Source organism: Candidatus Halobonum tyrrellensis G22, assembly GCF_000495475.1.
GTDB lineage: Archaea > Halobacteriota > Halobacteria > Halobacteriales > Haloferacaceae > Halobonum > Halobonum tyrrellense.
Genome location: NZ_ASGZ01000033.1, coordinates 1 through 25646, shown reverse-complemented (window position 1 = coordinate 25646; position 25646 = coordinate 1). Strand labels below are relative to the sequence as shown.

Sequence of the window (25646 nt, the reverse complement as noted above, 5' to 3'; positions counted from 1 at the left end):
TCCACGCTCAGCGTCCCGTCGCCGTGCGGGTCGGGCGCGAGTTCCTCGCCGGTGCCGTTCTGCTCTCTGACCCTCTCTCCGGGTGACGGACATACAAACCACCACCGGGAGCGGATTAACCCCACTTGCGGGAGGGAGGATACTCGATTGTCATTGAAGAAGAGTGACAGATTCGGTGGGCAACGTTTTCCCACGCTTCTGTCGCAGCAGTCTCTACGTACAGTGAATTCTCTTCATCGGAAAGGATCCATCTGTAAGCCTCCATTCGGAATACTCTCGGTTAGCTCTGCCTCGTGAGCCAGTACGCCACCTCGCGTGTGCGCGCCGCGTCAGAATCAGCTCCTACGGACGTTACTGGTCATTCAGGAACGAGAGTACCTCCCAGACCACACGCTCCGGCTCCAAACTCCCGAAGGTGTACGGTACGTAGCGGTAGCTGGTGTCGTCGGCATGTCTCTTCTGGACGTGCCCCCACCCATCGACGTGCTCGTTCGGGTGGTGATGGAGTCCCACCTCCTGGGTGTCATCGACGTAGTGAAACGAGAACTCGGGCCGATCCCCCGGCGCGACTCCGCTGAACCACGAGACGGTCAGACTGCTGGAACCGGAACCGCCTTCGATGTAGTTCGAATCCAGTTCGGCGCGAACCTGCTCGTACCCTCCCGGCGGGATTCCCTCCGCACTCGCCACCATCGGATGTCGCTCCAGCCCCTGCCGAATCTTCCGAAGGTCGTCGTGCGACTGCTTGCCTGAGTCGTATCCCCCGGCCATGCTACGCGGAGGCAGGCTCCGTCGGATTCGTCTCCTCGTACGACCGAAGGGCCTCGTTCACGAGGGAGAGTCGATGTTCTTCCATCCCCCATTGCCGGTACGGGTTGATGAGACCCCTCGTCTCTTCGGAGAACTCCGTCTTCCGTGCCGCTTCACACAGTTCCTCTCGCTCCTCGACGTCGAACTCCTCGCGCCACCCCTCGATTCGCTCTTGGATCTCCGACCGGAGCTCCATCAGTCCCGCCCGGTCGTGTTCGTCCAACAACTCCTCGACTGCGCTGAACCGGGTGTAGCGCGGGTTCGCCGAGTAGACGGTCGTCCCTCCTCGTGTCTCTGCTCGAAGGATGTTGTACTCCGTCAACCGTTCGAGGTGGCTCCGAGCGGTGTTCTTCGAGACGAACGCCTCTTCGGCCACCTCCGCGACCGAGATGGGCTGTTGTCGTCCAGCGGCGATCCCTTTGACACGATCTAACGCGGTGGTGTTCTCGATCCACTCCTCGACGCCGCGAGGGTAGTCGTCCTCGCCCATACTGCCCCTATACGTCCTGCGAGTATAAGATTACCACCTGCGCAATTATTTGATCCACTCGGGATGCGTCAGCCTGTGTTGGTGAACTCTCGTCCGAACTCCCAATCCGAACAGCTCGGTTTATATCCTGCGTACACTAAACTATTTTATAATAAATACATATAACCACAAGAGATACTGATAGATGATTTAATGGTGGCAGAAATGCCCTCAAGGTATCAGCAGTCACGTACGACTGGATCAGCGCGAAACGATTGACGAGACGCTCCAACGACTCCTCGAAATTAACACTACAGAGGAGATCAATCGGCGTGTCTCGGGGTTGTGCCGGAAGTGGGATGGTAGGTACGTGGGTGGGTTCGCCATCTATTCGGAGCCTCTCGCTTCTCGTCTCTCCAGTAGCCACTGAAGCGGAGCACCACCATCTCCTCGGTGAGATGATCGATTCTCGGCTTCACGTTGGGGGTGCCGGCGTGGAACGGCCGACTGCTATCGGTCCCTCTGCGAGTTACCAGTCCACGCTCAGCGTCCCGTCGCCGTGCGGGTCGGGCGCGAGTTCCTCGTCGGTCCGCCGGTCGACGACGTGGATGCAGCCGTCGCCCTTCTTGGCGGGACACACCTCGGCGGCGCGGACGTTCTCCGCCAACTCCTCCTCGGCGAAGTAGTACGACTTCGGCTTCGCCATCCCGGAGGCGATGTCCATCTCCCAGTTGTGCGCCACCTCGGCGCACTTGCCCGCGCCGAAGCAGGCGTTCGCCTCGAAGATTATCTTGTACGGCTTCTCCTCGACGGGCGGCCCCTCGCCGCCGTAGTCGCTCGCGGTCTGGACCTCGGCGTCCAACTCGCTCATACCTCCCCCTTCGACCCGACGACCTTTCCCCTGTCGGTCGGCCGGGTCGACGGGTCGGGTCCGGGCGCCGCTCGCCGCGGGCCGGGAGGCGACGCGGGAGCGCGGCTCAGTCGTCGGCGTCGACGCCGCCCGCCCCCGCCGCGTCGTCCGCCTCGCCCGCCTCGCCCGCGCCGTCGACGGGCGCCCCCACCAGGTCGTCGTAGCGCGCGCCGGTCTGTTTCAGCGTCCCCGTCGAGTAGAGGCGCTCGTGGTCGAACGGGAGGTGGTCGGCCGCGAGTTCGTCTATCTTGGCGTCGACCGCCTCCGCCTCCCGGCCGTGGATCATCGTGAACAGGTCGTACGGCCAGCCCTGCTCGGGCCGGCGCGGGCGGTGGTAACACAGCGTGACGTACGGGAGTTCGCCCACCCGCTCGCCGAGTTCGTCAAGCCGGTCGTCGGGGACGTCCCAGACGACCATGCAGTTGTTCGAAAAGCCCGTGACCACGTGGTTGACGACGCAGCCGACGCGCTTGATACAGCCGTCCGCGCGCAGGCGCTCGACCGCCGCGAGTACGTCGTCGACGTCCGCGCCAACCGCGTCGGCGACGTCGCGGTACGGCGTCGCCGACAGCGGGAAGCCGCCCTGGATCTCCAAGAGGAGACGCGCCTCCAGGTCCGAGAGGTCGCCCGCGGCGTCCTCGGAGATGCGGGTCGCGGAGGCGTCGGTCGACTCCAACGACTCGCGGGCGAACGCGTCGGCGTTGAACACGGGGAACTCCAGATCGATGTAGTAGTCGGTGAGCATCGGGAGGTTCAACACGGCACAGCCGGTCCGCGCCTCGACGTCCGCGAGGATGGCGTCGCGCCGTTCGCGCGTGCTCGCGGTGACGACGAACCACATGTTCCACTCGTGGTCGCGGCGGTAGTTGTGGTTGACCTGGCGGTAGCCGTTGACGACCGCCGCCACCTCGTCGAACCGGTCGTCGGGGACGGACAGCGCCGCGAGCGTCGACGACCCGACGACCGGCGGGTTGAGCACCGCGCCGAACCGCCGGAACACGCCCGCCTCCCGCAGCGCGCGCACCCGGTCGACCGCCTCCGCCTCCGAGACGCCGAGGTCGGCGCCGACGGCTTCGAACGGCCGTTCGACCACCGGGAACCCGCTCTGGTACTCGTCGACGAGGCGGGCGTCGACCGCGTCCAGTCCCTCCCGCCAGTCGTCCCCCTCCGGCAGGCTCATCGACGGGGGTTGGCGCCGACGCTACCTACCGCTTTCGGACCGTCCCGTCGGCTGGGAACGCGAGTTAGCCGTAGCCACCGCCGGGCTTTTGGTCGTCCACTCGGCGAGCGGGACGCTTTTGCGCGGAGAGTCCAAGGCGCACACATGGCACAAGCGACCGAGGAGTTCGGCGAGTGGCCCCTCAAGCGGCTGATGACGGAGGTCTGTGGCTCCGGCCCGAAGTCGGCCGACGACATGACGCGCGAGCAGGCGACCGAGGCGATGCGCCGTATCTTCGCGGGCGAACCCGACCGCACCACGCTCGGCGCGTTCTGGCTGGCGAACCGCTGGAAGCGAAACATCCCCGAGGAACTCGCGGCGTACGTCGACGAGATGTGTTCGCGCGTCGAGTACGCCGAACCCGACGCCGACCCGGTCGACTGCGGGGCGAACTACGACGGCAAGGGCGAGACGGCCGTCCTCGGCGTCGCCGCGGGCGTCGCCGCCGCGGGCGCCGGCACGCCGGTCGTGACCCACTCGGGCGACCGCGTCCCGACCCAAAAGCAGGACGCGTACAAACACGTCCTCGACGAACTCGACGTGCGGACCGACCTCTCGCCCGGCGAGTCGGCGGCGATGACCGACGACACCGGGTTCGGCTTCTACTACCAGCCCGCGTTCAACCCCGACGTCGAGGAGTTGCACGAGCGCCGCGAGATGATGGGCGTGCGGACGTTCGTCAACACGGTCGAGACGCTCGCCAACCCCGCGGGAGCGTCGACCCACCTCGGCTCGTTCTACCACCTCGCGTTCGCGAAGAAGGTGGTCGACACGTTCGTCGACAGCGAGTTTCACGACCTCGACCGGGTGATCATGTTCCAGGGGATGGAGGGGTACGACGACATCCGCCCCGGCTACACGAAAGTCGCGGAGTGGAGTTCGGGCGAGGGCGGCAGCGAGGGCGACCAGTTCGACGACTTCGAGATCGAGACAGCCGAGTACGGGATGGGGTTCGAGGAGGCGGACCTCGAAGTCGACGACGTGGCCGAAGACTCCGCGCGGGTGACCGAGGAGGTGCTCGCGGGCGACCGGACCGACCACTGGTACGACGCGGTGGCGCTCAACGCCGCGTTCCGCATCTACGCCCGCGAGGACGCCGCGGACCTCGACGAGGGGCTGGAGATGGCCCGAAACAGCATCGACGACGGCGACGCCGCCGCGGTGCTCGACGACCTGCGGGCGTTCTAATCTGAGCGCCTCCGGCGTTCCGACCCCCCGGACTGCCGGCTGACGACCGTTTATGCCGCGTCGGCCGAACCCCCGCCCGTGAACGACGACGCCGAGGCGACGACGCGCGGGAAGGACCTCACGGCGGTGCGGCGCGACCTCCACCGCCACCCGGAGGAGGGGTGGACCGAGTTCCGGACCACGGCGCTGGTGGCCGCGGAACTCGACGACCGCGGGTTCGACCTCCACCTGGGTTCGGAGGCGGTCGCCGCCGACGAGCGACTGGGCGTACCGAGCGACGACGACATCGCGGCCGCGAGAGCGCGCGCGAGACGCGAGGGCGCACCCACGGACTATCTCGACCGGATGGGCGACGTGACCGGGCTGGTCGCCGTGAAGGCGTACGGCGACGGCTCCGGTCCCGTCGTCGGCCTCCGGGTCGACGTGGACGCGCTCGCGCGCCAGGAGGCGACCGACGACGACCACCGGCCCGCCCGCGAGGGGTTCGGCTCGACCCACCCCGGCGAGATGCACGCCTGCGGCCACGACGGTCACACCGCCATCGGGCTGGGCGTCGCGCGGGAACTCGACGCGAACGGCGGCTTCGACGGCACGCTGAAGCTGTTCTTCCAGCCCGCCGAGGAGGGGGGCCGCGGCGGCCTGCCGATGAGCCGGACCGCCCACCTCGACGACGTCGACCACCTGCTTGCGGTCCACCTGGGGCTGGGCGCCGAGACGGGAACCGTGGTCGCGGGCTACGAGCGGCCGCTGTCGAACGCGAAACTCGACGTGACGTTCTCGGGGGAGCCGGCCCACGCGGGCGGCGAACCCAACGCCGGCCGGAACGCGATGCAGGCGCTCGCGACGGCGGTGCAGAACCTCTACGCGATCCCGCGGCACGCCGACGGCGCGACCCGGGTGAACGTCGGGATGGTGGAGTCGGCGAACGCCCAGAACGTCATCAGCGAGGCGGCGACGATGCGCGTCGAGGTGCGCGGCGAGACGGCCGCGTTGAACGAGTACGTGCTCGACGCGGCCCACCGGGTGCTCGACGCCGCGGCCGACATGCACGACTGCGAGGTGGAGACCGCGCTGTACGGCAAGACCACCACGTTCGAGTGCGACCCCGAGATGGTCGCCGCGGTCCGGGACGCCGCCGGCGGCGTCGACGGCGTCACCGACGTGGTCGACCACCGGCCGTTCGGCGGGAGCGAGGACGCCTCCTACCTCGTCCGCCGGGTGCAGGAGGCGGGCGGCACCGCGACGTACGTCGGCGTGGGCGCGTCGAACCCCGCGGGCCACCACACCGCGTACTTCGACATCGACGAGGCGTCGCTCGACATCGGCGTCGGCGTGCTCGCGGGGACGGTCCGGTCGCTGTAGGCCGACGCCACCCGGACCGGCGGTGCCCCGCCCGGATTCTCGCCCGTGATAGTTCGTGGCGTACCCTTATCAGCCCGTCCGCGCCACCCGCACGCGTGTCTCTCGGACCGGCGGCGACGTACGGCCTGTTCTTCCTCGCGGCCAGCGCCGCGGTCGTCCTGCTGTCGCTGTCGACGTACGTGCTGGGTCGGCGCGTGGGCTACGAGCGCGCGCTGCCGGCGACGCTGCTGCTCGTCGGCGGGTTCACGGCGGTCGGCGCGGTCGGCGGGTTCGGTGCCGCCGTCGCCCGGATGCCCGTGCTCGTCGGGGTGGCGTTCCTCTACGTCCCGGTCGGCGTCGGCGGGTGGGTCGCCCGGGCGGTCACCGGCCGCGGCTGGCGGGCGGTGTGCCGGCTCCTCCTCGGCGGCTGGATGGCGGCGCTCGTCGTCTCGCTGGTGTCGCAGGCCGCGGGCGCGTCGTTCGGGACGCTCATCGGGTGGGCGCCGGGCCTGCTCGGCGTCGACTGGTACCTCGGATTTCTGGTCTACATGGTCGGCGTCGGGCTGGTGACCGGCGCCTTCACCGTCGGACTGCTGGCGTGGGACGACCGCGAGGCGGCGTCGGTCGGCGCCCGCGGGGTCTGACGCCCCGACTCTCCGACCCGGGCCGTCCGGACGGCTCGCGGCGCTACTCGTCGTCGAGCCGCATCGCCACGCCGACGAGCGTCTCGCCCGCGGTCACGGTCGCCTCCCGGGTGACCGAGTAGACGACGCCCGCCCGGTCGGCGGTCGCGGTCTGGAGCGTCTCGTACGTCGTCGGGTCGAACAGTTCGCCCACCGTCTCCCCCTCCTCGACGCTGTTGCCCACGGCGAGTCCCCCCGCCGCGCTGAACAGTCCCGCGTCGGTCGCCTTCACCCGACCGAGGTGGTTGCGCGCGCGCACCCCGGTCCACTCGGGCACGTCGACGCCGTCGTCGAGGACGCCCGTCTCGCGGAGGACGTTCTTCGTCCCCTCGACGCCCGTGCCGATGGCGTCGGAGACGAGTTCCTTGTTGTGCGCGAGTTCGGGCGTGATGGCGGGGATGCCCTCGCGGGTGGCGGCGACCCGGAGCTTCCCCCCGAAGTTCCGCTCCTCCCACTCCACGTCGGCGTCGTCGCCCGCGGCCTCGGCGAGGAGGAGGCGGGTGCCGAACGCCTCCGCCAGCCGGCGGCAGTCGTCGTCGCCCTGGAGGTACACCGAGTGGGTCAGCATGTCGCGGCTCCCGGTGTGGAGGTCGACGATGTAGTCGGCGTCGCCGACGTACTCCCACAGCGCCGCCGCCATGCGTTCGTGGACGCTGCCGTCGGGGTCGCCCGGCCAACAGCGGTTCATGTTGTTGTTCACGGAGTCATACGCCTCCGGCGTGGTGTACGAGACGGTGTCGAACGTCAGCGGGTCCGCGACGGGGACGGCGACGAACGTGCCGTCGAGGTCGGCGTCGAGCAGGTAGTCGTGGAGCCGTCGGAGTACCGCCGTCCCGTTGATCTCGCGGCCGTGCTGGGCCGCCTGCGCGTACACGACGGGGTCGCCAGAGCCGTAGGTGTGGACGGTCGTCTCGACGGCGACGCCCGACGGGAGGCGCGCGAGCGTGACGCGTTCGCTGTCGTGGTCGGCCATACGCGGGGAGTCGGCGGCGAGGGGCTTGTAGCTACCCGCTCCGCTCCCGCCCGTCGGGTCCGCGGGCGGGCACCCGAGCGGCGGGCGCGTCGCTCGTTCCGCGGGTGTGCCGCCCGAGCAGTGGCCCGCCGCCCCGACTGCGGTGCCCGGTCGGAGCGGCCGAAGCGGCAGGTATTTTCGCGCGCCGCCCGCATCCCGGACGATGAGCGAGAGCAACGGCGACAACCCGACGGTGACGTTCCAGACGAACCACGGCGAGTTCACGGTCGAACTGTACGCCGACCGCGCGCCGCGGACGGTCGAGAACTTCCTCAACCTCGCGGAACACGACCCCGCGGCGAGCGACGACCCCGCCCGCGACACGACGACGTGGGAGGACCCCGAGTCGGGCGAGATCCGGGGCGACTCGCTGTACGAGGGGATCACGTTCCACCGGATCATCGACGACTTCATGATCCAGGGCGGCGACCCCACCGGGACCGGCCGCGGCGGCCCCGGCTACCAGTTCGACGACGAGTTCCACGACGACCTCCGGCACGACGAGGAGGGGGTCCTCTCGATGGCCAACTCCGGACCGGACACCAACGGCTCGCAGTTCTTCATCACGCTCGGCGCCCAGCCCCACCTCGACGACCGCCACGCCGTCTTCGGCAAGGTGATCGAGGGGATGGACGTGATCCGCGAGATCGGCGACGTCGACACCGACGCCGACGACCAGCCCCGCGAGGACGTCGTCGTCGAGTCGGTCGACGTGGACCGGTAGACCGCCGACGGCGCGGCCGGCGCCCGGCGTTCGGGACCCGTGTGCGGGACCCGGATTCGGCCACCGGCCACCAGGTTCGGGAGTGCGGGTACGTCCGAGTACAACGCCTGATAGCCGGGAGGGAGCGTTTATTCGGCTCGTCGTGTCACGTCGGACAGATGCGACTGAACACGCACGGTGCGGTCGTCGCCGTGTTCGCCCTCCTGCTCGCGGCCGCCGGCACCGCGAGCGCCGGAACCGTCGCCGGGGGGACCGCGTCCGTCCCCGCGGGCGAGGGAACCGCGGTCACGATGGCGGATGCGACCGTCGACGGGACGAGCAACTCGACGCTGACGGTGGGGTACCGACTCGCTCCCGAGGTGAATCTGACGCACACCGAACTCCGGGTGTACGGGCCGAACCACTACCGCTACTACGAACTCGGCGGCCGGTCGGGGACCGTCGACGTGACCCTCCAGGCGGGGGCGCTCGCCGGCGGCGTCCACCGCTTCCGGGCGGCGGTCGTGAACGCCTCGCCCGTGGGCGACCCGGCGCTCGCGACCGACGTGGCGACCGTCGAGGTCCGGTCGTCGGTCGTCCTGGTCTCGACGGCGCTCGACCCGGACTCGGTCGGCAAGCGGGGCAACGCGACGCTGACGGCGACGCTCCGGAACCCCTCGTCCGAGCCGGCGGCGTACGACGTCGCGCTCTACGAGTCGACGGCCGCGGGACCGGTGGTCCACTGGAACGACCACGGGTCGCTCTTCGGCGGGCAGGCGCTCCGCCGGGTCGTCGTCCCCGCGGGGGCGAACCGGACGTACGCGCTCGGCGGCGGCGTCGAGACGCTCCGGGACGGCTCCGCGCTCCGGGTCAACGACGGCGACCCGTGGACGGTGGTCGGCGGCGCCGCCGTGCGCCAGCCGAACGGCTCGGACGGGAGCGACGCCGAGACACGGCCGAACGGGACCGACGGGACCGACGAGACCGACGGAACTGCCGGAACCGACGGCTCTTCCGGGACCACTGGCGGCGGGTCCTCGCCGGCCGGCGGCGTCGACGCCGACCCCCTCGACCGGTCGGCGGAGTACGAGACCGTGGCGACGACCGACGGGGCGACGGTGCTCGTCCGGGCGGTGCCGGGGCAGGCCCGCTTCGGCACCAACCTGCCCGGCGTCTCGGGCGCCGGCGTGACCGTCGAGCGGGTCGGCTTCGCGTTCGACTTCGACGCCGCCGACTTCCGCGTCGAGTTCGGGACGCCGACGCCGACCACCGCCGGGCCGCCGCTCGACGGGGGCGACGCGCTCGCGTACGTCCCGACGAGCGCCGTCGGCGTCTCCGACGCGCGGTTCGACCGCGCCACCGTCCGGGTCCGGGTCGACGCCCCGCTCCCCGCGGGCGCGACGCCCGACGACGTGGCGCTGTACCGCTACCGGGCCGACGGCGGCTGGACCCGTCTCGACACCGAACGGACGGGCGGGCGGACGTACGAGGCGAACACCACCGCCTTCTCGACGCTCGCGGTCGGCGTCGACGCCGACACCAACGCGAGCGGTCCCGCAAACGCGTCTGGTCCCGCCAACGCGACCGGACTGCCGAACGTGACCGGACCGGCGAACGCCACTGGTCCCGCCAACGCGACCGGGTTCGACGCCGGCGCGCCCGGGGCCGGCGCGCCGGGGAACGCGACGGAGGGCGCGCCGGGCAGCGACAGCTCCTCGGCCGCCCCGAACGCGACCGACCCGACCGGGGGGAACGACTCGTCGAGCGCCGGCGACGCGACGCCGCCGGCGGACGCCCAGTCGGAGGTCGACGGCGAGACGGCGACGACCGCACCCGGCTTCTCCGCCCTCGCGGCGCTGGTCGCGCTCGTCGGGACCGCGCTGCTCGCGCGCCGCGAACGGTAGCCGTAAACCCCGGCCCCCGCACGGTCCGGTAGGGATGCTCATCACGTTCGAGGGGCTGGACGGGAGCGGCAAGACGACCGCCTGGGAGGCGCTACACGACGTCTACCCCGACGCGACGTTCACCCGCGAGCCGACCGACTCGTGGTACGGCGACGCGGTCCGCCGGTCGATCGGCGACGAGGCCGACCCGCTGGCGGAACTGTTCCTGTTCACCGCCGACCACGCCGACCACCTCTCGCGGGTCGTCCGGCCGGCGCTCGCGGAGGGGGAACTGGTGTTCTCCGACCGCTACGTCGACTCGCGGTACGCCTACCAGGCGGCGAGCCTCGCGGACGCGGACGCCGGGATCGACCGCCCGCTGGAGTACGTCCGCGGGGTCCACCAGGCGTTCACCCGGGCGCCCGACGCCACCGTCTACCTCGACGTCGACCCCGAGACGGCGGCCGGACGGGCGGGGGCGACCAACAAGTTCGAACGCGCGTCGTTCCTCGCGGACGTGCGGTCGAACTACGAGCGCCTGATCGACGCCGAACCCGGGCGGTTCGTCCGGGTGGACGCCTCCCGGTCGCCCGAGCGCGTGCTCGAATCGGTCGAGCGCGCCGTGGCGGGCCTGCTCGACGGTCGCTGAGCCGACCGCCCGCGCTCACGCTTATGACCTCGTAGCGTGACACCTTCCGCATGCGAGCGCAACTCGCGGCGCTGGCGGTCGCCATCCTCCTCGCCACCGCCGGGTGTAGCGGTTTCGACGCCCTCGGCGCCGCCGACGACGCCGGACCGCGGACGGTGAACCCGGCCCTCCGCGGGACGCCGACCCCCTCCCCGACGCCGACCCCGGTGTCGACGCCGGCCGGCGGACTCCCGCCGGGGGTGACCGCCGACGCCGTCGACGCCGAGCGGTTGGTCGCCGCCCACCGGGCGTCGCTGTCGAACCGGTCGTTCACGACGGTCCGCCACCGCGCGGTGACCCGCCGGAACGGGCGGGGGATCGTCAACGAGTCGCTCCGCGTCCGGGTCGACCCCGACGCGGGACTCGGCGCCGGGAGCCCGACCGCCGACGCCGACCGCCGTCTCGTCTCGGTGCGGTCCCACTGGGGCAACGACCAGGTGCGGACGACGACGTACTGGACGAACGGCTCGGTGACGGTCGGGCGCGACCTGCGGCAGAACGCGACCACGAACCTGACCGTGGTGGCCGGCGAGCGCCCGGCGGGGGTCGACTCGGACGGGAGCGACCGGCTCCGGTCGCTGCTGCGGACGCTCGACCCCCGGTTCGCGGGCACCGTCACCGACGACGGCCGACGGCTCGCGGTGCTCGAAGCGCGCCCGGGACGGGTCGCCCGCGAGCGACCGTCCACCGGTCAGGACCTGCCGTCGTGGCGCTCGGTCGACGTCCGGCTGCTGGTCGCGCCCGACGGCCGAGTCGTCGCCTACCGGCTCACCTACCAGACCACGCAGTTCGGCCAAGAGGCGGTGGTGACGGACGCCTTCCGCGTCGCCGACGTCGGGAACACCGCGGTCGGACGGCCGGGGTGGGTGGAGCGTGCGCTCGCGGGCGGTACGACCGGCGGACCCGCGCCGAACGGAACGGCGACGGCACAGAACGAGACTCCGACGGCGCCGAACGGAACGGTGACGGCGCCGAACGGAACCGTACCGACCGGGACCGCGAGCGGGTAGCCCGGGGACCGACTCGCCTCCGCCGCGTTCGCGAGCGGGCGCGACCCCCGACGGGCGGTCGGACCGGCGGGGACCGAGCGGTTCGACCGGTCAGTTCGCCTCGGGGAGGTCGTACTCGTCGGGCGCCGGGACGTACAGCAGGTCGACGGTGAACCCGAGCGCCATCGGGAGACCGACGAACGTCGCGAGCAGCAGCGGCGCGCCGTCGAACAGCGGCGGGATGACCGCCCCCGCGAGGATGGTCGTCGCCGTGAGGACGACCGGGATGAGCGCGAGGCTGTAGACGACCCACCCCCACTGGGTGTTCAGCCGGATACGGAAGAAGCGCGCGAGCACCGCCGCGACGAGCGTGTGCACCACGAGCACCGCCGCGGTGAGTCCGAGCGCGACCAGCGAAGCCATGCGGACGGTTGGCTCCTCACGACCTTTGACCTGTCGGAGCGACCCCTCCGTGGGGCGCGGCTACCCGTCCATCGAGACGTACGTCTTCGTGTCGGTCACGCCGTCGAGCGACCGGACGTCGTTGGCGACGGTGTCGAGCACGTCGTACATCTCGGCCGCCTCCACCTCCGCGACCAGGTCGTAGTCGCCGGCGACGACGTGTGCCTCGCCCACCGCGTCCAGCCCCCGAACCGCCTCGGCGACGCGCCCGACGGTTCCCGGGGCGGTCTTCACCATCACGAACGCGCGAACCATACCGTATGGTACCGTGTACCACGATAAAACGCTGTCGTCGCCGCGGCGCCAGCGCGGAGATACAGTTATTTCCTCGGGTAGCTATACCATACCACATGCGATTCATCGTCATCGGAGCGGGTCGCGTCGGTCTCCGCACGGCGCGGGTCCTCCACGAGGAGGGTCACGAGGTGACCGTCGTCGAGGGCGACGGCGAGCGGGCCGACCGCGCCCGCGACGCCGGCTTCACCGTGTTCGAGGGCGACGGCTCCCGCGAGGAGACGCTCGTCGAGGCGGGCGTCGAGGCGGCGGACGCCGTCGGCGCGCTCACGGGCGACCTCAACGCCAACTTCGCGGCGTGCATGATCGCCGACCACTACGGCTGCCGGACCGTGATGCGCATCGACGAGGACTACCGCGAGGAGATATACACGAAGTACGCCGACGAGGTGGACGAGATCATCTACCCCGAGCGGCTGGGCGCCATCGGTGCGAAGAACGCCCTGCTGGGCGGGAACATCCGCGCCATCGCCGACATCGCCGAACACCTGCAGGTGCTCCTGTTTACCATCACCGCGGAGTCGCCGATGCGGGGGTACACGCTGAGCGAGGTGTCGCTGCCCGCCCAAGCGCGGATCCTCGCGTTCGGGAAGGACGGCGAGCCGATGGGCATCCCGCTGTCGGACGACTCGCTGGAGGAGGGCGACCGACTGGCGGTGCTCGCCGACTTCGACGTCCTCGGCGACGTGCGTCAACTCCTCGTGGGCGAGAACGCCGCGGCGACGCTCGCCTCGGCCGCCGGGACCGAGCGATGACCGTGACCGCGTACGTGATGGTGAAAGCCAGCACCGGCGAGGCCGACCGCGTGAAGGGGGCGATCCGGGGGGTCGAGGGGGTCGAGGAGGCGCACATCGTCGCCGGCGACATGGACTTCGTCGTGAAGGTGCGCGTCGACGGTCCCGCGCAGGTCAAGGAGGTGGCGGCCGACGGCATCCAGGGCATCGACGGCGTCGAGGACACCCGGACGTACATCGCGATGGACTGAGCGGACGCGCCGACGTGCCGACGCTTCGACCCGAGCGGTTTTCCCGCCTCGCCCGCGCGTCGACGGTGTGGTCGGACTCGAACGGGGGACGGTCGAACTCCGCGAGTGGACGCCGGCGTGGCGCGAGGCGTACGAGCGCGAAGTCGACCGGCTCCGCCCGCTGGTCGGCGACGCGGTCGGCTGTTTCGAACACGTCGGGAGCACCGCCGTCGAGGGGCTCGCCGCCAAGCCCGTCGTCGACCTGCTCGCGACCGTCCCGGACCTCGACGACGTGGGCGGCCCCGTCGCGACGCTCGAAGCGAACGGCTACGAGCGGCGACCCGACGACGTGTCCGGCCGCGTCTTCCTCGCGAAGGGTCCCCCGTCGCGCCGGACGCACTACCTCTCGCTCGCCGAACCGGGGAGCGGCTACCGCCGGGAGCAACTGGCGTTCCGCGACGCCCTCCGACGCGACCCCCGAACCGCGGCCGAGTACGAACGGCTGAAACGCGGTCTGGCCGCCCGCTTCCCCGACGACCGCGCGTCGTACACCGCTGGCAAGGGCGAGTTCGTCGAGCGGGTGGTGGGGCGGGCGCTCGGCGGTCGCGAGGACTGAGAGCGGGAGCGAACGTGACGGGACCCGCTCGGTCGGACGGCCGGTCGGACCGGCGGTGCGGGACCGCTCAGTAGTCGCCGCTGCCGCCCGCGGCGCGCGCCCGGTCGATCAGTCCGGCCACGGGGTCGGTGTACTCGTAGCCCGGGACGACGCCCTGCACGTACGTCCCCTCGACGTAGTCGACGACCGCGACGGCGTCGTTGACGCCCCGCCGCTCGTTCAGGTCCGTGAGCGACGCCTCGACGACCGCCTCCTCGCCCGCGCGGCGGGTCGCCGGCGAGAGGTCGTGGTCCCCCTCGGTCACCGCGCCGATGTCGGCGACCCGGCGCTCGAACGTGTCGTACCAGCCCTCGTCGACCACGTCGGCCACCTCGTCGACCGCCACCGCCGACAGCGTCGGCACGCGGACGGTCACGTCGAACGCGAGTCGGCCGTCGTCGCGTTCGTCGACCGCGATACGGCCGTCGAACGGCGTGCTCGTGACGGGGAACCCCCCGCCCGCGGGGTCGCCGAGGGCGTCGTGGTCGCGCGCCGCCCGCCGGACGCGCTCTGGAACGCCGGACTCGTCTCCGTTTCCGTCGGTCACGGCCGGAGGGAGGCGCCCAACGAGGATAAACCGCCCGTTCGCCCGCCGTCGAGCGGTTCCCGCCGGGCCGTCGTCGCCGACCGGCCGGCCCGCCAGTCGTCCGAGTTCGAGTCCGTGTCCGAGTCGGAGTCCGCGACGGAGGCAGAGACCGCCGGCTGACGCGGGCCTTTAACCACGCGGGCGCGAGCGACGCGCATGGCCGACACGTTCCACGACACCGACGGGCTGGTCGACGCCGTCGCGGCGGCGTCGTTCGACCGCCCGCCGGCGCTGGTGGCGAACGCACACATCACCGGGGTGAGCGTCGCGCGCGCGCTCGACGCCCACGACGTCCCCGTGATCGCCCTCGACCGGAACGGCGACGGGGTCGCACCCACCTCGGACGCCGTCGCCTTCGCGGGCGCGGTGACGTACCCGCTCGACGACGCCGACGGGTTCCGCGCGGACGTCGAACGCGTCGCCGACGCGGCGGGCACGGACTGTGTCGCGTTCGCGTGCATGGACGAGTGGGTCCGCGGGTTCGCCGAGACGGAGCCCGAGGGGGTTCGACGCCCCTTCTCGGACGCCGAGGGGATAGAGCGCGTCCTCGACAAGGCGAACCTCTACGCGCTCTGTGAGGAGTTGGGCGTGCCGTACCCCGAGACGTACCGGGTCGGCGAGACGCCCGTGGACGAGGCGGCCGAGGCGCTCGGCTTCCCGCTCGTGGTCAAGCCCGCACACAAGCGGAAGTTCGAGGAGGCGTTCGGCACCAACGTCATCGAGGTAGAGGACCGCGACGAACTCCACGACACCGTCGCCGCGGCCGACGAGGCGGACGCGACGGTGTTGCTCCAGGAGAAGGTGCCCGTCGAGACGGGCGCGGACACGTCGCTCGCCAGCTACGTCCCCCCGGAGGGCGGAGAGCCGCTCGCGGTCGTCGGCAACGCCGCGGTCCGGTTCCCGCGGGGGTTCGGCACCTCCTGTCTGGTGGAGACGGTCGACGAGCCCGCGGTGCGCGAGCGGGCGCTGTCGGTGCTCGAAGAGACCGGGTATCACGGCATCAGCGAGTCGGAGTTCGTCTACGACCAGGATCGAGAAGAGTACGTCCTCCTCGACATCAACACCCGGCCGTGGAAGTGGATCTCCATGACCGTCGAGGCGGGGGCGAACCTCCCGATGGCTGCGTACGCGAGCGTCACCGACGCCGAGTACGAACCCGAAGACCGCCGCGACGCCCGGTGGGTGTACCTCCGCGACTACCTGAACCTCGCGACCACCGACCCCACGTTCTGGGACGTGCTCTCCCGCGAGGAGTGGACCAGCCTCGTCTCGGGCGCCTTCGAGTCGGAGCGGGGGCTGACGACGGGCGTCTACCGCCCCTCCGACCCCGGGCCGACCGCCGCCGTCATCGAGACGGAACTCACGGACCGGGAGTACTACTGCTCCTGTTGAGCCGGACGCACTAGCCGAAAAACGAGGGATTCGGGCGTCGTGAGCCGACTCAGGCCGCCTCGACCGCCTCCGCGACGGCGTCGAAGTCGGGCTGGGTCTCGGGGTCGTCGGCGACCCACTTGTAGGTGACCTCGCCGTCGGCGTCGACGACGAAGACCGCGCGGTTCGCGAGCCCGTAGTAGCCGATGTCCTCCATGTCGATCCGGACGTCGTAGTCGTCGACGATCTGCTTGTTGGTGTCGCTCACCATGCCGAACTCGAACCCCTCCTGCTCTTTGAACTCCTGTTGGGCGAACGGCGTGTCGACGCTCACGCCGTACAGCGTCGCCCCGAGGTCGCGGTAGCGGTCGATGTCCGCCTGGAACTGCGCCATCTCCTCGCGGCACGGCGGCGTGAACGCCCCCGGGAAGAACGCGAGCACGACCGGCGCGTCCTCGTCGAGTCGCTCCGAGAGGGTCGCCTCCTCGATGTCGTCGGTCACGAGCGGTGCGGTGAAGTCCGGCGCGTCGTCACCTTCGTCGGGCATGCGTCCCCCGACTCGGGGCGCGAGACTCAACACGCTTCCGGCCGCCGTCCCGGCCGCCGGCTCACACCAGCCGGAGCGTCGCGGTCCAGAAGTCGGCGAACGCGTCCGCGAGCGCCTCCTCGGGGTCGCCCGTCGCGTCGCTGCCCGCGGTGTGGTCGGCGTACTCGTCCAACTCCGAGAGCACGCTCCGCTCGCCCACGAGGACGGTCCGGTCGACGCCCTCGACGGCGTCGAGCGCCGCGGCACAGTCGTCGACGTGTGCGGCTATCTGCTCGTCGCGCTGGCGCTCGAACCGCGCCTGCGAGAAGCCGCCCTTGTCGTGTTCGTTCATCACGTCCGTCTCGACGGACTCGAACGCGACCCGCTCGGTTCCCTCGTAGACGCCGAGCGCGAACGTGTCCGCGCGGGCGAGCGCGAACGCGAACCGGCCGGTCGGCCGGAACCACTCCTCGCGGACGCGGAACCCGTCGGCCCACTCGGCGAACGGGTCGGGCGCGAGCGGCGGCCGGAGCGCACACGACACCAGCCCGGCGTCGTCGCGGTAGACGAGCGTCGGCGCGGCGCGGCGGACCAGCGCCGACCGGTCGCCGAACGCCGCCGCCGCCTCGTCGGGCACGTCGCCGTCGGCGGCGACGAACGCCGACAGCGCCCCCTCCGCGCCCGCGTCGACGCTCTCCAGCCTCCGCAGGACGGCGTCGAGGCGGTCGCGCCGGAGCGTCTCGGTCCCCCGATACGAGAGGTCGGCGTCCCCCTCGGCCTCCGCGCGGTCGATGCGGTCCTCCAACTCCTCGATCCGGTCCTCCAGCCGGTTGACCCGCTCTTCGGCCTCCTGGCGTTTGCGGGCGGCCTCCGCCCGCCGCTCCTCCTCGGCCTCCATCCGCGCCACCGCCGAGTCGCGCTCCCCCTCCAACTCGTCGATGCGCGCCTTCAGCGACGCGCGGCCGAGGAGCCGGTCGATCATGGTGTGGTCTACCCCGAGGGGCGACCCGACGGGGCAAAAAGACGGCGACCCGTGTACTCGACACGGGAGCGTGTCCGTTCGCCGTGGTCAGCCGAGGAAGCCCGACCCGTTACTTGCCGTTGGACGATCTGCCTGTCCGACCGATGGACCGGACGTGACGCTCGACCAGACCGCACCCGAGCGCGACGCCGAGCAGGACCGGCCACCCGACTGCGTACAGGTCGAGCGGCGTTCCCGGGAGGAACAGACGCGGCGAGGTCAACGTCTCCCACATCCGGTAGACGGTGACGACGTACGCGGCTGCAACGACCAGCACCGGCGACAGGAGCCCGTACCGGACGACCGTGACCCCCAGCGTGGCGCCGACGATCCCGCCGCCGAGCAACGCCCACCACACCCACGGGCCGACCTGAACGGTGAACAGTGCGACCCAGAAGAGCGGCGAGTACGCCACGGACACCGTGACTATCAGAACCAGGCTGTATCCGACGCTGCCGAGGAGGGCGCCCCGGCGCATCTCCTCCGAGACCGCCGAGGGACGCGGGAGGGATGGTAACACGACTAAGTACAGATGGGTGACACGCAACCCCGTTGATAGCTCGGTCGACGGCGCGATACGGACCGCTCCCGGGCAACGAACCCGTCGACCCGTTCCGCGCCCCGCCCGTCGACTCAGGCGTAGTCCTCGTCCTCCCAGCCCGTGTACTGGATCAGGTCGCGCGCCCGGTCGGCGTTCGCGAGGAACACCTCCCTGCGGTCGGGCAGGGAGAACTTGAGGTCGTCGGGCACCGACGACTCCGGGACCGCGAGCGTGCCGCCGGGCACGTCGTCGTCGGCGACCACGGGGAAGTGGCGGGTGCCCACCTTCATCACGAGCGGGTTGTCGAGTCGTTCCACGCCGTCGCCGGTGGCGTACAACTGCTCGTTGACCTTCTCGTGGTCCGCGCGCTTGATCGCCGCCGCGTCCGAGGCCCGCGGCTGAACGTACATCTCCCCGAGGTAGTATCCGCTCGAAAACGGTTCGAACATGCTGTGCAGTAGTCCGTGAGACGTGTTACCGTGTTAAGCATTACCGAAAAACATTATATAGTCGTGGGGATCGTCCGTTCCCGGCTCTCGCCGGTGAGAATCACCGGCGTCCGGCGGGCGAGCGGGCGCGTCCGGTGTGTCGTGTCCGGAACGCCGCAGGGCGGTGTGTTGCGTCCGCCGTGTCGCGGCCGGAACACCACCGGGCGGTGTGGGTGGTGGACACGTCCGGTTCCGATGGGTTGACGCCGGCGGCGGCCGACGCGCGAGCATGGCCGAGTTCCAGCGGTTCGGCGAGGGGACGTACCTGCTCCCCGGCACGCAGTGTACCGAGAGCGTGGCGACCGCACTCGACGCGGGCTACGAGATGGTCGACACCGCACAGGGGTACCAGAACGAGGCGCTGGTCCGCCGCGGCGTCGAGCGGTCGGGGTCCGACATGGACGACACGTTCGTGGCGACCAAACTCGACACCGGCAACCTGGCGTACGACGACGCGGTCGCCACGGCTCACGAGTCGGCCGCCCGCCTCGGCGTCGACACCATCGACCTGCTGTACGTCCACTGGCCGCTCGACACGTACGACGCCGCGGAGACGTGCCGCGCCCTCGACGAGTTGGTCGACGACGGCGTGGTCGATCGAATCGGGCTCTCGAACTTCCGCCCGGACCAACTCGACGAGGCGAGAGACCACCTCGACGCGCCCGTCTTCGCCCACCAGGTGGAGTGTCACCCGCTGCTCCAACAGGAGGAACTCCGCGAGTACGCCGTCGAGAACGACCACTGGCTCGTCGCCTACTCGCCCATCGCGCGCAACGAGGTGGCGGAGGTCGACGAGATCCGAGACGTCGCCGAGGCCCACGACGCCACGCCCGCGCAGGTGTCCATCGCGTGGCTGCTCACCAAGGAGAACGTCGCGGCCATCCCGAAGGCGACGAGCGAGGAGCACATCCGCGACAACCTCGCGGCCCTCGACGTCGACCTCACCGACGAGGAGGTCGAACGGATCGACGACATCGACCGGGAGGAGCGTCTGGTCGACTTCGACGCGGCGCCGTGGAACGACGCCGAGGCGTAACGCCGAACACGGAGCCGGACTCGCGCTCTCGCGCCCCGTCGGCGGTCACCGCTCGCGTCCCACGTCGTCGACGCCGTCGGCGGGCGCGCCGCCCCCGCCGGGCGGTGGCGCACCCGAACCCGCGCCCTCGTCCGCCGAGGGGTCGCCCCGCCCGAACGCCTCGCGGACCGTCTCCCACTCCATCACGAGGAACCCGACTGCGATGACGAGGAAGCCGGCGGCGGTGGTCGGCGCCACCGTCTCCCCGAACGCGACGGCGCCGGCGACCGCCGCGACCAACGGGACGACGTACGAGGTGAGGTTCGCGCGCGTCGGCCCGACCGTCCCGATGAGCCAGAAGTACGTCGGGAACGACACCGCCGTCGCGACGGCGACCACGTAGCCGACGGCGACGGCCGCGCCGGGCGTCCACGTCACCGTCCACGACTCGCCGAGCGCGCGGCTGGTCGCGAGCGCCCCGCACCCGCCGAGCAGCATCGCCCACCCGGTCAGCGAGACGCTGTCCATCGCGGGGGCGGCGCGCCGGAGCAGGACGCCGCCGAGCGCGGCGCTGACGACGGCGACGCCGACGAGCGCCCGCCCGGGCGAGACCGACGCGAGCGCGCCCGGGTCGGGCGCGACGACAACGAGCGTCCCGGCGAACCCGACGGCCAGCCCGGCCGTCCGGCGGGCGCCGAGGCGTTCGCCGAGCACCACCCGCGCGAACAGCGGCGTGAGCACCGGCAGCGCCGCGAACAGCGTCGCGGCGGCGGCGCTGGTGACGGTCCGCTGGCCGACGAACAGCGTCACGCCGTTGAGCCAGACGAGGAACGCGCCCGCCGCGAGCACGCCCCACCAGTCGCCGCGGCCGCGCGGCCGGTCGAGCCGACCCAGCGCGCCCCAGACGCCGAGCAACAGCAGTCCGCCGCCGACGAACCGGACGCCGGCGAACAGCGCGGGCGGCACCGCGGCCAACCCGGCTTTGATCCCCGCGAACGCCGTCCCGAACGTGAGTGCGGTACCCGCGAACGCGACGAGCGCGCGCCGGCGACCCCCAAGAGACACGGGTGGGGTTCCCCGCCCGGCCGCCTTGCGTCTGTCGGATTTAGTTTCACTCCGGGGACGGCTGAGAGTTATACGGGCGGGCCGTCTCGTCTAGCCCGCCATGTCAGACGGTCAGGACCCGACGGACGCCGAGCGCGCCGGGGCGACCGGGGGGGCCGAGGGGGCCGACCCCGACCGCCCGCCCGACCGGTCGCCGCCGCGGCGGGCGACGCTGCGTCTCGTCCTCGGCGTGGCGGTGCTGTTCGCGCTGCTCGGGGGGCTGCTCGTCCGCGTGGCGGCGGGCGCGAGCCTCGACGGGTTCCTCGGCGGCGCGCTGGCGGTACTGGTGTTGACCGCGGCGGCGGCCGTCTTCGGGTCGGGGACGCTGGCCGCCGCGTCGGAGCGACTGCGGCCCTGAGGCGGATGGCGACCCGACGCGACGGGCGCGCGCCGGCGCGGCCGCGCTCACCCCGTGTTCTTCATCCCGGCGGCGATGCCCTTGACCGTGAGCCGCAGCGCGCGCTCCTCGGCGTCGGTTCGGTTCTCCCGACTCAGCAGGTCCGCCTGTAGCAGGTTGAGCGGGTCGACGTACGGGTTGCGCCGGTCGAGCGTCTCGTCGAGCCACTCGCGGCGGAGCAGTCGCTCGCGGCCGGTGACGCTCCGGACGAGTTCGACCGCGCGGTCGTGCTCCGCGCGGATCCGCGGGAGGAACCGCTCGCGGAGGTCCTCGTCGGCGAGTTCGGCGTACTCGTCGACGATCTCCAGGTCCGTCCGCGCGAGCGACAGCGCGACGTGGTCGACGGTCGTCCGGAAGAACGGCCACGACTCGTACATCTCGCGGAGCGTCTCCACGTCGCCGCCGTCGTCGAGGAATGCGTCCAGCCCCGACGCCACCGAGTACCAGCCGGGGAGGATGGCGCGACACTGCGTCCACGAGAACACCCACGGGATGGCGCGGAGGTCCTCGACCGTGCGCTCGCCCGACCGCGAGGCGGGCCGCGACCCCATGTTGAGGTCCTCGATGACCGCGATGGGCGTCACCGTCTCGAAGAAGGAGACGAACCCCTCCGTGTCGAGCAGGTCGCGGTACGCCGTCCGCGCCGCCTCGCCCGCGGCGTCCATCGCGTCGACCCACTCGTCGCGCACGTCGGGCGCGTCGCCGGTGAGGTTGCGGAGGCGCGCGCGGACCTGCGCGTCGAGCATCTGCTCCAACTCGCGTTCGGCCACGTCGGGGTTGGCGTACTTCTCGGCGATGGACTCACCCTGCTCGGTGAACTTCACCTCGCCGGTCGCCGTCTCCGTCGGCAGCGCGAGCAGCGCCTCGTTCATCGGCCCGCCGCCCCGCGAGATGGAGCCGCCGCGGCCGTGGAACAGCCGGAGTTCGACGCCCACGTCGTCGGCCACCTCCGCCAGCCGCCGGGCGTTGCGGTGGAGGTCCCACGACGCCGCCAGCGGGCCGTTCTCCTTGTTGGAGTCGGAGTAGCCCAGCATCACCTCCTGGACGCCGCCGCGGACGTCGAGGGCGGCGCCGTACGCCTCGTTGTCGGTCAGCGTCTCGAAGATGGAGCGGGCGTTCGACAGCGCCGACGCGGTTTCGAGCAGCGGCACCACGTCCAGCCCGCAGTGGTCGGGCAGCGACACCACGCCCGCCAGATCCGCGAGGTAGAGCACCTCCAACACGTGCGACGGCTCCTCGGTCATCGAGATGCAGTAGGTGTCGATCGCCTCCTCGCCGTACTCGGCGTGCCAGTCGGCGAGCGCCGCGAAGCGGTCGCACACCCGCGCGGGCGTCTCCCCGAGACCGTCCGGGTCGAGCGTCCCGACCGACTCGTCGACGACGGACTCGGTGAGCAGGTCGACCCGCTCGGTCTCCGAGAGCGCGTGGTAGTCGACCCCCTCGCGGTCGAGGACGGCCGCGACCGTCTCGGTGTGGTTCTCGCGGTGGTCGCGGAGGTCGAGCGCCGCCAGCGAGAAGCCGAACGTCTCGACGCGCCGCCGGAGCGGTTCGACCGCCTCGTCGGCGACCGACTCGTACTCGTTCGCGCGCAGGTCCGAGTCGAGCGTCGCCAGCGCCGACTCCAGGTCGGCCGCGTCGTCGAACCCGCCGGGGCGGAGGTCGTCGACCCGGTCGACGCGCGCGCGGAGCAGGTTGACGAACCGCCGGTACGGCTCCTCGGGGTACTCCTCGTCGAGGCGGTCGGCGACGGCCGGCACCGCCGCCCGCTCGGCGGCGGCGCGCTCCTCGAATACGTCGGTGTGGTCGAGGCGGCTCGCCTCGTGGCTGGCGGCGCTCGCGACGTCGCGGAGGGCGTCGTCGTAGCGGTCGAGCACCGCCGCCCGCTGGGCGTCGAGCGTCTCTGCCGTCACGTCGGGCGTGACGTGGGGGTTGCCGTCGCGGTCGCTGCCCGCCCACGACCGGAACTCAAGCACCGAGGGAACGTCCAGGTCGGGGTGGGCCTCGGCGACGGCGTCGGTCAGCGCGTCGTACGTGTCGTCGAGCACGTCGAACAGCGTCCCCTCCAGGTACCACCGCACGTCCCGCGCCTCGTCGGACGGCGTGGGGCGGCGCGAGCGGACCTGCCGGGTCGCCCACAGCGACGCCACCTCGGCGCCGAGACCGCCGTCGAGCGCCGCCGCCTCGTCGTCGGTGAGGCGTCGCTCGTCGAGGTCGGCGAGCGTCTCCGACACCCGTCGGAGTTTCGCCTTCACCGTCTTCCGGCGCGCCTCGGTCGGGTGGGCGGTGAACGTCGGCACCACCCGCACGTCCGCGAGCACGCGCTCGGCGGTCTCGCGGTCGACGGACGCGAGCGCGTCGGCGGTCTCGTCGAGACCGTCGCCGAGCGTCCCCGCGGTTCGGCCCTGCCTGACCGCGCGGACCCGCTGGCGCTCCTCGGCGACGTTGACCAGTTCGAAGTAGGTGGCGAACGCCCGCGCCACCGTCCGGGTCGTCTCGGGGTCCAACCCCGCCAGCCGCTCCCGGACGGGCGCCCGGCTGTCGGCGTCGCCCCGACGGTAGTCGATCGACCCCGTGCGCACGTCCTCGACCGCGTCGAACGCGGCGTCGGACGTGTGTCGGCGGACGACCGACCCGAGGTCGGCGCCGAGTTCGCGTACGTCTCGCTCTACGGTCCGCTCCTCGTCAGTCATGCGATGACGAGTAACACGCGGAGCCTCAACAGTTGCCGGTTCGGGGAAAAATTGCCTCACTCCCGAGTACCGATCGATCGGCGCGAACGCGGGCCGGAACCGAAGGGGGGCCGCGCGGGACACGAACCGCGAGGCCGGCGTGGACACGAAACGGCGACCGCCCGTCACGCGGACGCCAGGGCTGCGTGAGCGGCGACGGGTCAAGTAGTTCGCTACGAGGGGTTCGGGCGGCTACGTACCGCTCGTGAGCGTCGCGCGGGACGGGCACAGCGGGGGGCGTGTGAGGGGGCGTCCGAACGCCGCGAGATCCCGGGTACTGCGCTTCGATCGACCTTTCGTCAAGCTTTTGCGTCGGCACACCGGAGGGTCGGTAATGAGCGCGAACGACGACAAGTATCCCGGCGAGTCCGGTCGTCGCCGGTTCGTCAAGGGGGTCGTCGGCGGCGCGGCCCTCGCCGGCGTCGGGGCCGGCGGCGCCGCCGCCGTCAACAGCGTCACCACCAGCCCCGGGACGGGCGGCGGGTCGACCCGGGCGATGGCCATCGAGAACACCGACGGGCCCGCGCCGCGCGGCATGCCCCAGATCCCGCTGGAGGTCACCTCCGACGGCTACGTCGAGGGGGTCTGGCCCGAGGTCAAGACGGTCACCGAGAACAACACCCAGATCACGGTCGCGGAGATGGACCTCGGCGGGAAGACGTACTCCTCCGAGTGGTTCCAGTACTGCGGCATCCAGACGTACACGAACGTCGCCCCCGACTACGATGGGGACAACTTCTTCCGGTCGGGGCAGAGCCCGGCGTACGACTGGCAGTCGGAGGCGATGAGCGGCGGCGAGCGGTTCACCGTCGACCTGTTCGACAACTACGAGTCGTGGGGGAACGGTATCGGCGTCCCCGGGCTGGGCAAGCCCGCCACGGGGACGTGGCGCTCGCAGGAGTCGGAGGACACCCTCCCGATCCAACTCCTCCGCTCGCCGCTCATCGAGCAACTCGCCGAGACGGGACGGGCGACGGGCGCCGACGGCGAGACGTACGAGGTCGACGCCGCCACACAGGAGTGGCTCCAGGCGTCGACCGCCGAGGGGTTCATCGCGTGGCTCAACAAGTGCACCCACTTCTGTTGTATCCCCGGCTACAAGCAGACAGAGTCGTCGGCCAAGTTCGCGGCCGCCAACGAGGTGTACTGCCCGTGCCACCAGTCGGTGTACGAGCCGTTCAGCATCGTCGAGACGGTGTTCACCTCGCTGCCGCGCCCCGACGAGTAACCGAGCCGAGCGGTCCCCGACGGCCTTTTCTCGCGCCGCGGTCACGTCGACCCGTGAGCGACGCCCCCGACGACGCCGACGACCCGGAGTCGGACGCCGACGGCGACGGCGCGGACGCCGGCTTCGAGCGCGAACTGTCGAACGCGCGTGCGCTGTTGGCGGGCGACGACCTGCGCGCGGTCCACGTCGGCGTCGTCCGCGGCGGCGAGGTGGAGACGGCCGTCGCGCGCGGCGGCGACGGCGACCAGACCCGCTTGCGGGCGCTGACGCTCCTGGCCGCCCACCTCCGGACCGTCGCGGCCGAGGCGGGGGTCGACCCCGGGACGCTGGCGGCCGACGCCGCGCGCCTCGCCGGCGAGATGGAGGCGCC

29 protein-coding genes are annotated in these 25646 nt (G+C 71.6%); 15 read left to right on the top strand and 14 right to left on the bottom strand.

Features of this window, described 5'->3' with window-relative positions; translation table 11 throughout:
- Nucleotides 1-351: 351 nt before the first annotated feature.
- The 4 genes from K933_RS10155 to ahbB form a co-directional block, all read right to left on the bottom strand.
- Nucleotides 352-771 carry a hypothetical protein gene (locus tag K933_RS10155; RefSeq protein WP_023394644.1) on the bottom strand — a complete coding sequence of 140 codons (420 nt, stop codon included), beginning with the start codon at nt 769-771 and terminating at the stop codon, nt 352-354.
- Nucleotide 772: 1 nt separating this feature from the next.
- Nucleotides 773-1300: a winged helix-turn-helix domain-containing protein gene (locus tag K933_RS10150; protein WP_023394643.1), complete on the bottom strand. Its 528-nt coding sequence runs from the start codon at nt 1298-1300 to the stop codon at nt 773-775.
- 508 nt (nt 1301-1808) lie between these two features.
- Nucleotides 1809-2150 (bottom strand): ferredoxin, encoded by a 342-nt coding sequence (locus K933_RS10145; protein ID WP_023394642.1) that lies wholly within the window; start codon nt 2148-2150, stop codon nt 1809-1811.
- A 106-nt stretch (nt 2151-2256) separates the two neighbouring features.
- Nucleotides 2257-3369: a siroheme decarboxylase subunit beta gene (gene ahbB, locus K933_RS10140; RefSeq protein ID WP_023394641.1), complete on the bottom strand. Its 1113-nt coding sequence runs from the start codon at nt 3367-3369 to the stop codon at nt 2257-2259.
- Nucleotides 3370-3513: 144 nt separating this feature from the next.
- On the opposite strand from ahbB, the gene K933_RS10135 reads away from it, so the two are divergent.
- The 3 genes from K933_RS10135 to K933_RS10125 all read left to right on the top strand — a co-directional run bounded on the left by K933_RS10135 (nt 3514) and on the right by K933_RS10125 (nt 6581).
- Nucleotides 3514-4596, top strand: a complete 1083-nt coding sequence (locus tag K933_RS10135; protein ID WP_023394640.1) for an anthranilate phosphoribosyltransferase — start codon at nt 3514-3516, stop codon at nt 4594-4596.
- A 78-nt stretch (nt 4597-4674) separates the two neighbouring features.
- Nucleotides 4675-5958 (top strand): amidohydrolase, encoded by a 1284-nt coding sequence (locus K933_RS10130; RefSeq protein ID WP_023394639.1) that lies wholly within the window; start codon nt 4675-4677, stop codon nt 5956-5958.
- 95 nt (nt 5959-6053) lie between these two features.
- The gene (locus K933_RS10125) at nt 6054-6581 is read left to right on the top strand and encodes a hypothetical protein (RefSeq protein WP_023394638.1); all 528 of its coding nucleotides are present in this window, start codon (nt 6054-6056) and stop codon (nt 6579-6581) included.
- A gap of 43 nt (nt 6582-6624) precedes the next feature.
- Here K933_RS10125 and K933_RS10120 read toward each other — a convergent pair whose 3' ends face one another.
- Nucleotides 6625-7593, bottom strand: coding sequence for a succinylglutamate desuccinylase/aspartoacylase family protein (locus tag K933_RS10120; RefSeq protein ID WP_023394637.1), 969 nt, complete (start codon nt 7591-7593; stop codon nt 6625-6627).
- Between the two features lie 202 nt (nt 7594-7795).
- Between K933_RS10120 and K933_RS10115 the strand changes: the two genes are divergently transcribed.
- From K933_RS10115 to K933_RS10100, 4 genes are all read left to right on the top strand, one after another.
- On the top strand, nt 7796-8356 hold the full coding sequence (locus K933_RS10115) for a peptidylprolyl isomerase (RefSeq protein WP_023394636.1): 561 nt from the start codon (nt 7796-7798) through the stop codon (nt 8354-8356).
- 158 nt (nt 8357-8514) lie between these two features.
- Nucleotides 8515-10239, top strand: a complete 1725-nt coding sequence (locus tag K933_RS10110; RefSeq protein WP_023394635.1) for a PGF-CTERM sorting domain-containing protein — start codon at nt 8515-8517, stop codon at nt 10237-10239.
- Between the two features lie 34 nt (nt 10240-10273).
- On the top strand, nt 10274-10867 hold the full coding sequence (tmk, locus tag K933_RS10105) for a dTMP kinase (RefSeq protein WP_023394634.1): 594 nt from the start codon (nt 10274-10276) through the stop codon (nt 10865-10867).
- A gap of 50 nt (nt 10868-10917) precedes the next feature.
- A complete protein-coding gene (locus K933_RS10100; RefSeq protein ID WP_023394633.1) occupies nt 10918-11916 on the top strand; it encodes a DUF7537 family lipoprotein in 999 nt (332 codons plus the stop codon).
- Nucleotides 11917-12006: 90 nt separating this feature from the next.
- Here K933_RS10100 and K933_RS10095 read toward each other — a convergent pair whose 3' ends face one another.
- Complete coding sequence (locus tag K933_RS10095) at nt 12007-12318, bottom strand: hypothetical protein (RefSeq protein WP_023394632.1); 312 nt, start codon at nt 12316-12318, stop codon at nt 12007-12009.
- Between the two features lie 60 nt (nt 12319-12378).
- Nucleotides 12379-12612, bottom strand: coding sequence for an Lrp/AsnC family transcriptional regulator (locus K933_RS10090; protein WP_023394631.1), 234 nt, complete (start codon nt 12610-12612; stop codon nt 12379-12381).
- 95 nt (nt 12613-12707) lie between these two features.
- Here K933_RS10090 and K933_RS10085 point away from each other — a divergent pair, with 95 nt between their 5' ends.
- The 3 genes from K933_RS10085 (at nt 12708) to K933_RS10075 (ending at nt 14231) form a co-directional block, all read left to right on the top strand.
- Nucleotides 12708-13406: a potassium channel family protein gene (locus tag K933_RS10085; RefSeq protein WP_023394630.1), complete on the top strand. Its 699-nt coding sequence runs from the start codon at nt 12708-12710 to the stop codon at nt 13404-13406.
- Nucleotides 13403-13636 carry an Lrp/AsnC family transcriptional regulator gene (locus tag K933_RS10080; RefSeq protein ID WP_023394629.1) on the top strand — a complete coding sequence of 78 codons (234 nt, stop codon included), beginning with the start codon at nt 13403-13405 and terminating at the stop codon, nt 13634-13636. The genes K933_RS10085 and K933_RS10080 overlap by 4 nt, the downstream gene beginning before the upstream one ends.
- A 67-nt stretch (nt 13637-13703) precedes the next feature.
- Nucleotides 13704-14231: a GrpB family protein gene (locus tag K933_RS10075; protein ID WP_023394628.1), complete on the top strand. Its 528-nt coding sequence runs from the start codon at nt 13704-13706 to the stop codon at nt 14229-14231.
- A gap of 67 nt (nt 14232-14298) precedes the next feature.
- Here K933_RS10075 and K933_RS10070 read toward each other — a convergent pair whose 3' ends face one another.
- A complete protein-coding gene (locus K933_RS10070; RefSeq protein ID WP_023394627.1) occupies nt 14299-14817 on the bottom strand; it encodes a DUF5813 family protein in 519 nt (172 codons plus the stop codon).
- Nucleotides 14818-15012: 195 nt separating this feature from the next.
- Here K933_RS10070 and K933_RS10065 point away from each other — a divergent pair, with 195 nt between their 5' ends.
- Nucleotides 15013-16248 (top strand): carboxylate--amine ligase, encoded by a 1236-nt coding sequence (locus K933_RS10065; protein ID WP_023394626.1) that lies wholly within the window; start codon nt 15013-15015, stop codon nt 16246-16248.
- 49 nt (nt 16249-16297) lie between these two features.
- On the opposite strand, the gene K933_RS10060 is transcribed toward K933_RS10065, so the two are convergent.
- The 4 genes from K933_RS10060 to K933_RS10045 all read right to left on the bottom strand — a co-directional run bounded on the left by K933_RS10060 (nt 16298) and on the right by K933_RS10045 (nt 18764).
- Entirely contained in the window at nt 16298-16774 is a 477-nt protein-coding gene (locus tag K933_RS10060) for a redoxin domain-containing protein (RefSeq protein WP_023394625.1), read from the bottom strand.
- Nucleotides 16775-16835: 61 nt separating this feature from the next.
- Nucleotides 16836-17735 (bottom strand): Vms1/Ankzf1 family peptidyl-tRNA hydrolase, encoded by a 900-nt coding sequence (locus K933_RS10055; protein ID WP_023394624.1) that lies wholly within the window; start codon nt 17733-17735, stop codon nt 16836-16838.
- A 109-nt stretch (nt 17736-17844) separates the two neighbouring features.
- Nucleotides 17845-18252, bottom strand: a complete 408-nt coding sequence (locus K933_RS10050) for a hypothetical protein (RefSeq protein ID WP_023394623.1) — start codon at nt 18250-18252, stop codon at nt 17845-17847.
- 155 nt (nt 18253-18407) lie between these two features.
- Complete coding sequence (locus K933_RS10045; protein ID WP_023394622.1) at nt 18408-18764, bottom strand: DUF5802 family protein; 357 nt, start codon at nt 18762-18764, stop codon at nt 18408-18410.
- Nucleotides 18765-19032: 268 nt separating this feature from the next.
- On the opposite strand from K933_RS10045, the gene K933_RS10040 reads away from it, so the two are divergent.
- Nucleotides 19033-19839 (top strand): aldo/keto reductase, encoded by an 807-nt coding sequence (locus K933_RS10040; protein ID WP_023394621.1) that lies wholly within the window; start codon nt 19033-19035, stop codon nt 19837-19839.
- A gap of 45 nt (nt 19840-19884) precedes the next feature.
- Here the strand turns inward: K933_RS10040 and K933_RS10035 are convergent, their stop codons facing one another.
- Nucleotides 19885-20883 carry a DMT family transporter gene (locus K933_RS10035; RefSeq protein WP_023394620.1) on the bottom strand — a complete coding sequence of 333 codons (999 nt, stop codon included), beginning with the start codon at nt 20881-20883 and terminating at the stop codon, nt 19885-19887.
- Between the two features lie 100 nt (nt 20884-20983).
- On the opposite strand from K933_RS10035, the gene K933_RS10030 reads away from it, so the two are divergent.
- Complete coding sequence (locus K933_RS10030; protein ID WP_023394619.1) at nt 20984-21280, top strand: hypothetical protein; 297 nt, start codon at nt 20984-20986, stop codon at nt 21278-21280.
- A gap of 47 nt (nt 21281-21327) precedes the next feature.
- Here K933_RS10030 and K933_RS10025 read toward each other — a convergent pair whose 3' ends face one another.
- A complete protein-coding gene (locus K933_RS10025; RefSeq protein ID WP_023394618.1) occupies nt 21328-24009 on the bottom strand; it encodes a phosphoenolpyruvate carboxylase in 2682 nt (893 codons plus the stop codon).
- 373 nt (nt 24010-24382) lie between these two features.
- Between K933_RS10025 and K933_RS10020 the strand changes: the two genes are divergently transcribed.
- Together K933_RS10020 and K933_RS10015 are read left to right on the top strand one after the other, a co-directional pair.
- Nucleotides 24383-25276: a cytochrome bc1 complex Rieske iron-sulfur protein gene (locus K933_RS10020; RefSeq protein WP_023394617.1), complete on the top strand. Its 894-nt coding sequence runs from the start codon at nt 24383-24385 to the stop codon at nt 25274-25276.
- A gap of 53 nt (nt 25277-25329) precedes the next feature.
- Nucleotides 25330-25646 (top strand): hypothetical protein (locus K933_RS10015; RefSeq protein ID WP_023394616.1); only part of this gene is annotated, 317 nt, incomplete at its 3' end.

Coding starts and splice junctions, on each gene's coding strand:
- K933_RS10115 (WP_023394636.1), top strand. CDS start 7,796: ATGAGCGAGAGCAACGGCGACAACCCGACGGTGACGTTCCAGACGAAC.
- K933_RS10120 (WP_023394637.1), bottom strand. CDS start 7,593: ATGGCCGACCACGACAGCGAACGCGTCACGCTCGCGCGCCTCCCGTCG.
- K933_RS10145 (WP_023394642.1), bottom strand. CDS start 2,150: ATGAGCGAGTTGGACGCCGAGGTCCAGACCGCGAGCGACTACGGCGGC.
- K933_RS10060 (WP_023394625.1), bottom strand. CDS start 16,774: ATGCCCGACGAAGGTGACGACGCGCCGGACTTCACCGCACCGCTCGTG.
- K933_RS10055 (WP_023394624.1), bottom strand. CDS start 17,735: ATGATCGACCGGCTCCTCGGCCGCGCGTCGCTGAAGGCGCGCATCGAC.
- K933_RS10095 (WP_023394632.1), bottom strand. CDS start 12,318: ATGGCTTCGCTGGTCGCGCTCGGACTCACCGCGGCGGTGCTCGTGGTG.
- K933_RS10030 (WP_023394619.1), top strand. CDS start 20,984: ATGTCAGACGGTCAGGACCCGACGGACGCCGAGCGCGCCGGGGCGACC.
- K933_RS10090 (WP_023394631.1), bottom strand. CDS start 12,612: ATGGTTCGCGCGTTCGTGATGGTGAAGACCGCCCCGGGAACCGTCGGG.
- ahbB (WP_023394641.1), bottom strand. CDS start 3,369: ATGAGCCTGCCGGAGGGGGACGACTGGCGGGAGGGACTGGACGCGGTC.
- K933_RS10150 (WP_023394643.1), bottom strand. CDS start 1,300: ATGGGCGAGGACGACTACCCTCGCGGCGTCGAGGAGTGGATCGAGAAC.
- K933_RS10110 (WP_023394635.1), top strand. CDS start 8,515: ATGCGACTGAACACGCACGGTGCGGTCGTCGCCGTGTTCGCCCTCCTG.
- K933_RS10040 (WP_023394621.1), top strand. CDS start 19,033: ATGGCCGAGTTCCAGCGGTTCGGCGAGGGGACGTACCTGCTCCCCGGC.
- K933_RS10065 (WP_023394626.1), top strand. CDS start 15,013: ATGGCCGACACGTTCCACGACACCGACGGGCTGGTCGACGCCGTCGCG.
- K933_RS10100 (WP_023394633.1), top strand. CDS start 10,918: ATGCGAGCGCAACTCGCGGCGCTGGCGGTCGCCATCCTCCTCGCCACC.
- K933_RS10155 (WP_023394644.1), bottom strand. CDS start 771: ATGGCCGGGGGATACGACTCAGGCAAGCAGTCGCACGACGACCTTCGG.
- K933_RS10050 (WP_023394623.1), bottom strand. CDS start 18,252: ATGCGCCGGGGCGCCCTCCTCGGCAGCGTCGGATACAGCCTGGTTCTG.
- K933_RS10045 (WP_023394622.1), bottom strand. CDS start 18,764: ATGTTCGAACCGTTTTCGAGCGGATACTACCTCGGGGAGATGTACGTT.
- K933_RS10020 (WP_023394617.1), top strand. CDS start 24,383: ATGAGCGCGAACGACGACAAGTATCCCGGCGAGTCCGGTCGTCGCCGG.
- K933_RS10085 (WP_023394630.1), top strand. CDS start 12,708: ATGCGATTCATCGTCATCGGAGCGGGTCGCGTCGGTCTCCGCACGGCG.
- tmk (WP_023394634.1), top strand. CDS start 10,274: ATGCTCATCACGTTCGAGGGGCTGGACGGGAGCGGCAAGACGACCGCC.
- K933_RS10080 (WP_023394629.1), top strand. CDS start 13,403: ATGACCGTGACCGCGTACGTGATGGTGAAAGCCAGCACCGGCGAGGCC.
- K933_RS10135 (WP_023394640.1), top strand. CDS start 3,514: ATGGCACAAGCGACCGAGGAGTTCGGCGAGTGGCCCCTCAAGCGGCTG.
- K933_RS10025 (WP_023394618.1), bottom strand. CDS start 24,009: ATGACTGACGAGGAGCGGACCGTAGAGCGAGACGTACGCGAACTCGGC.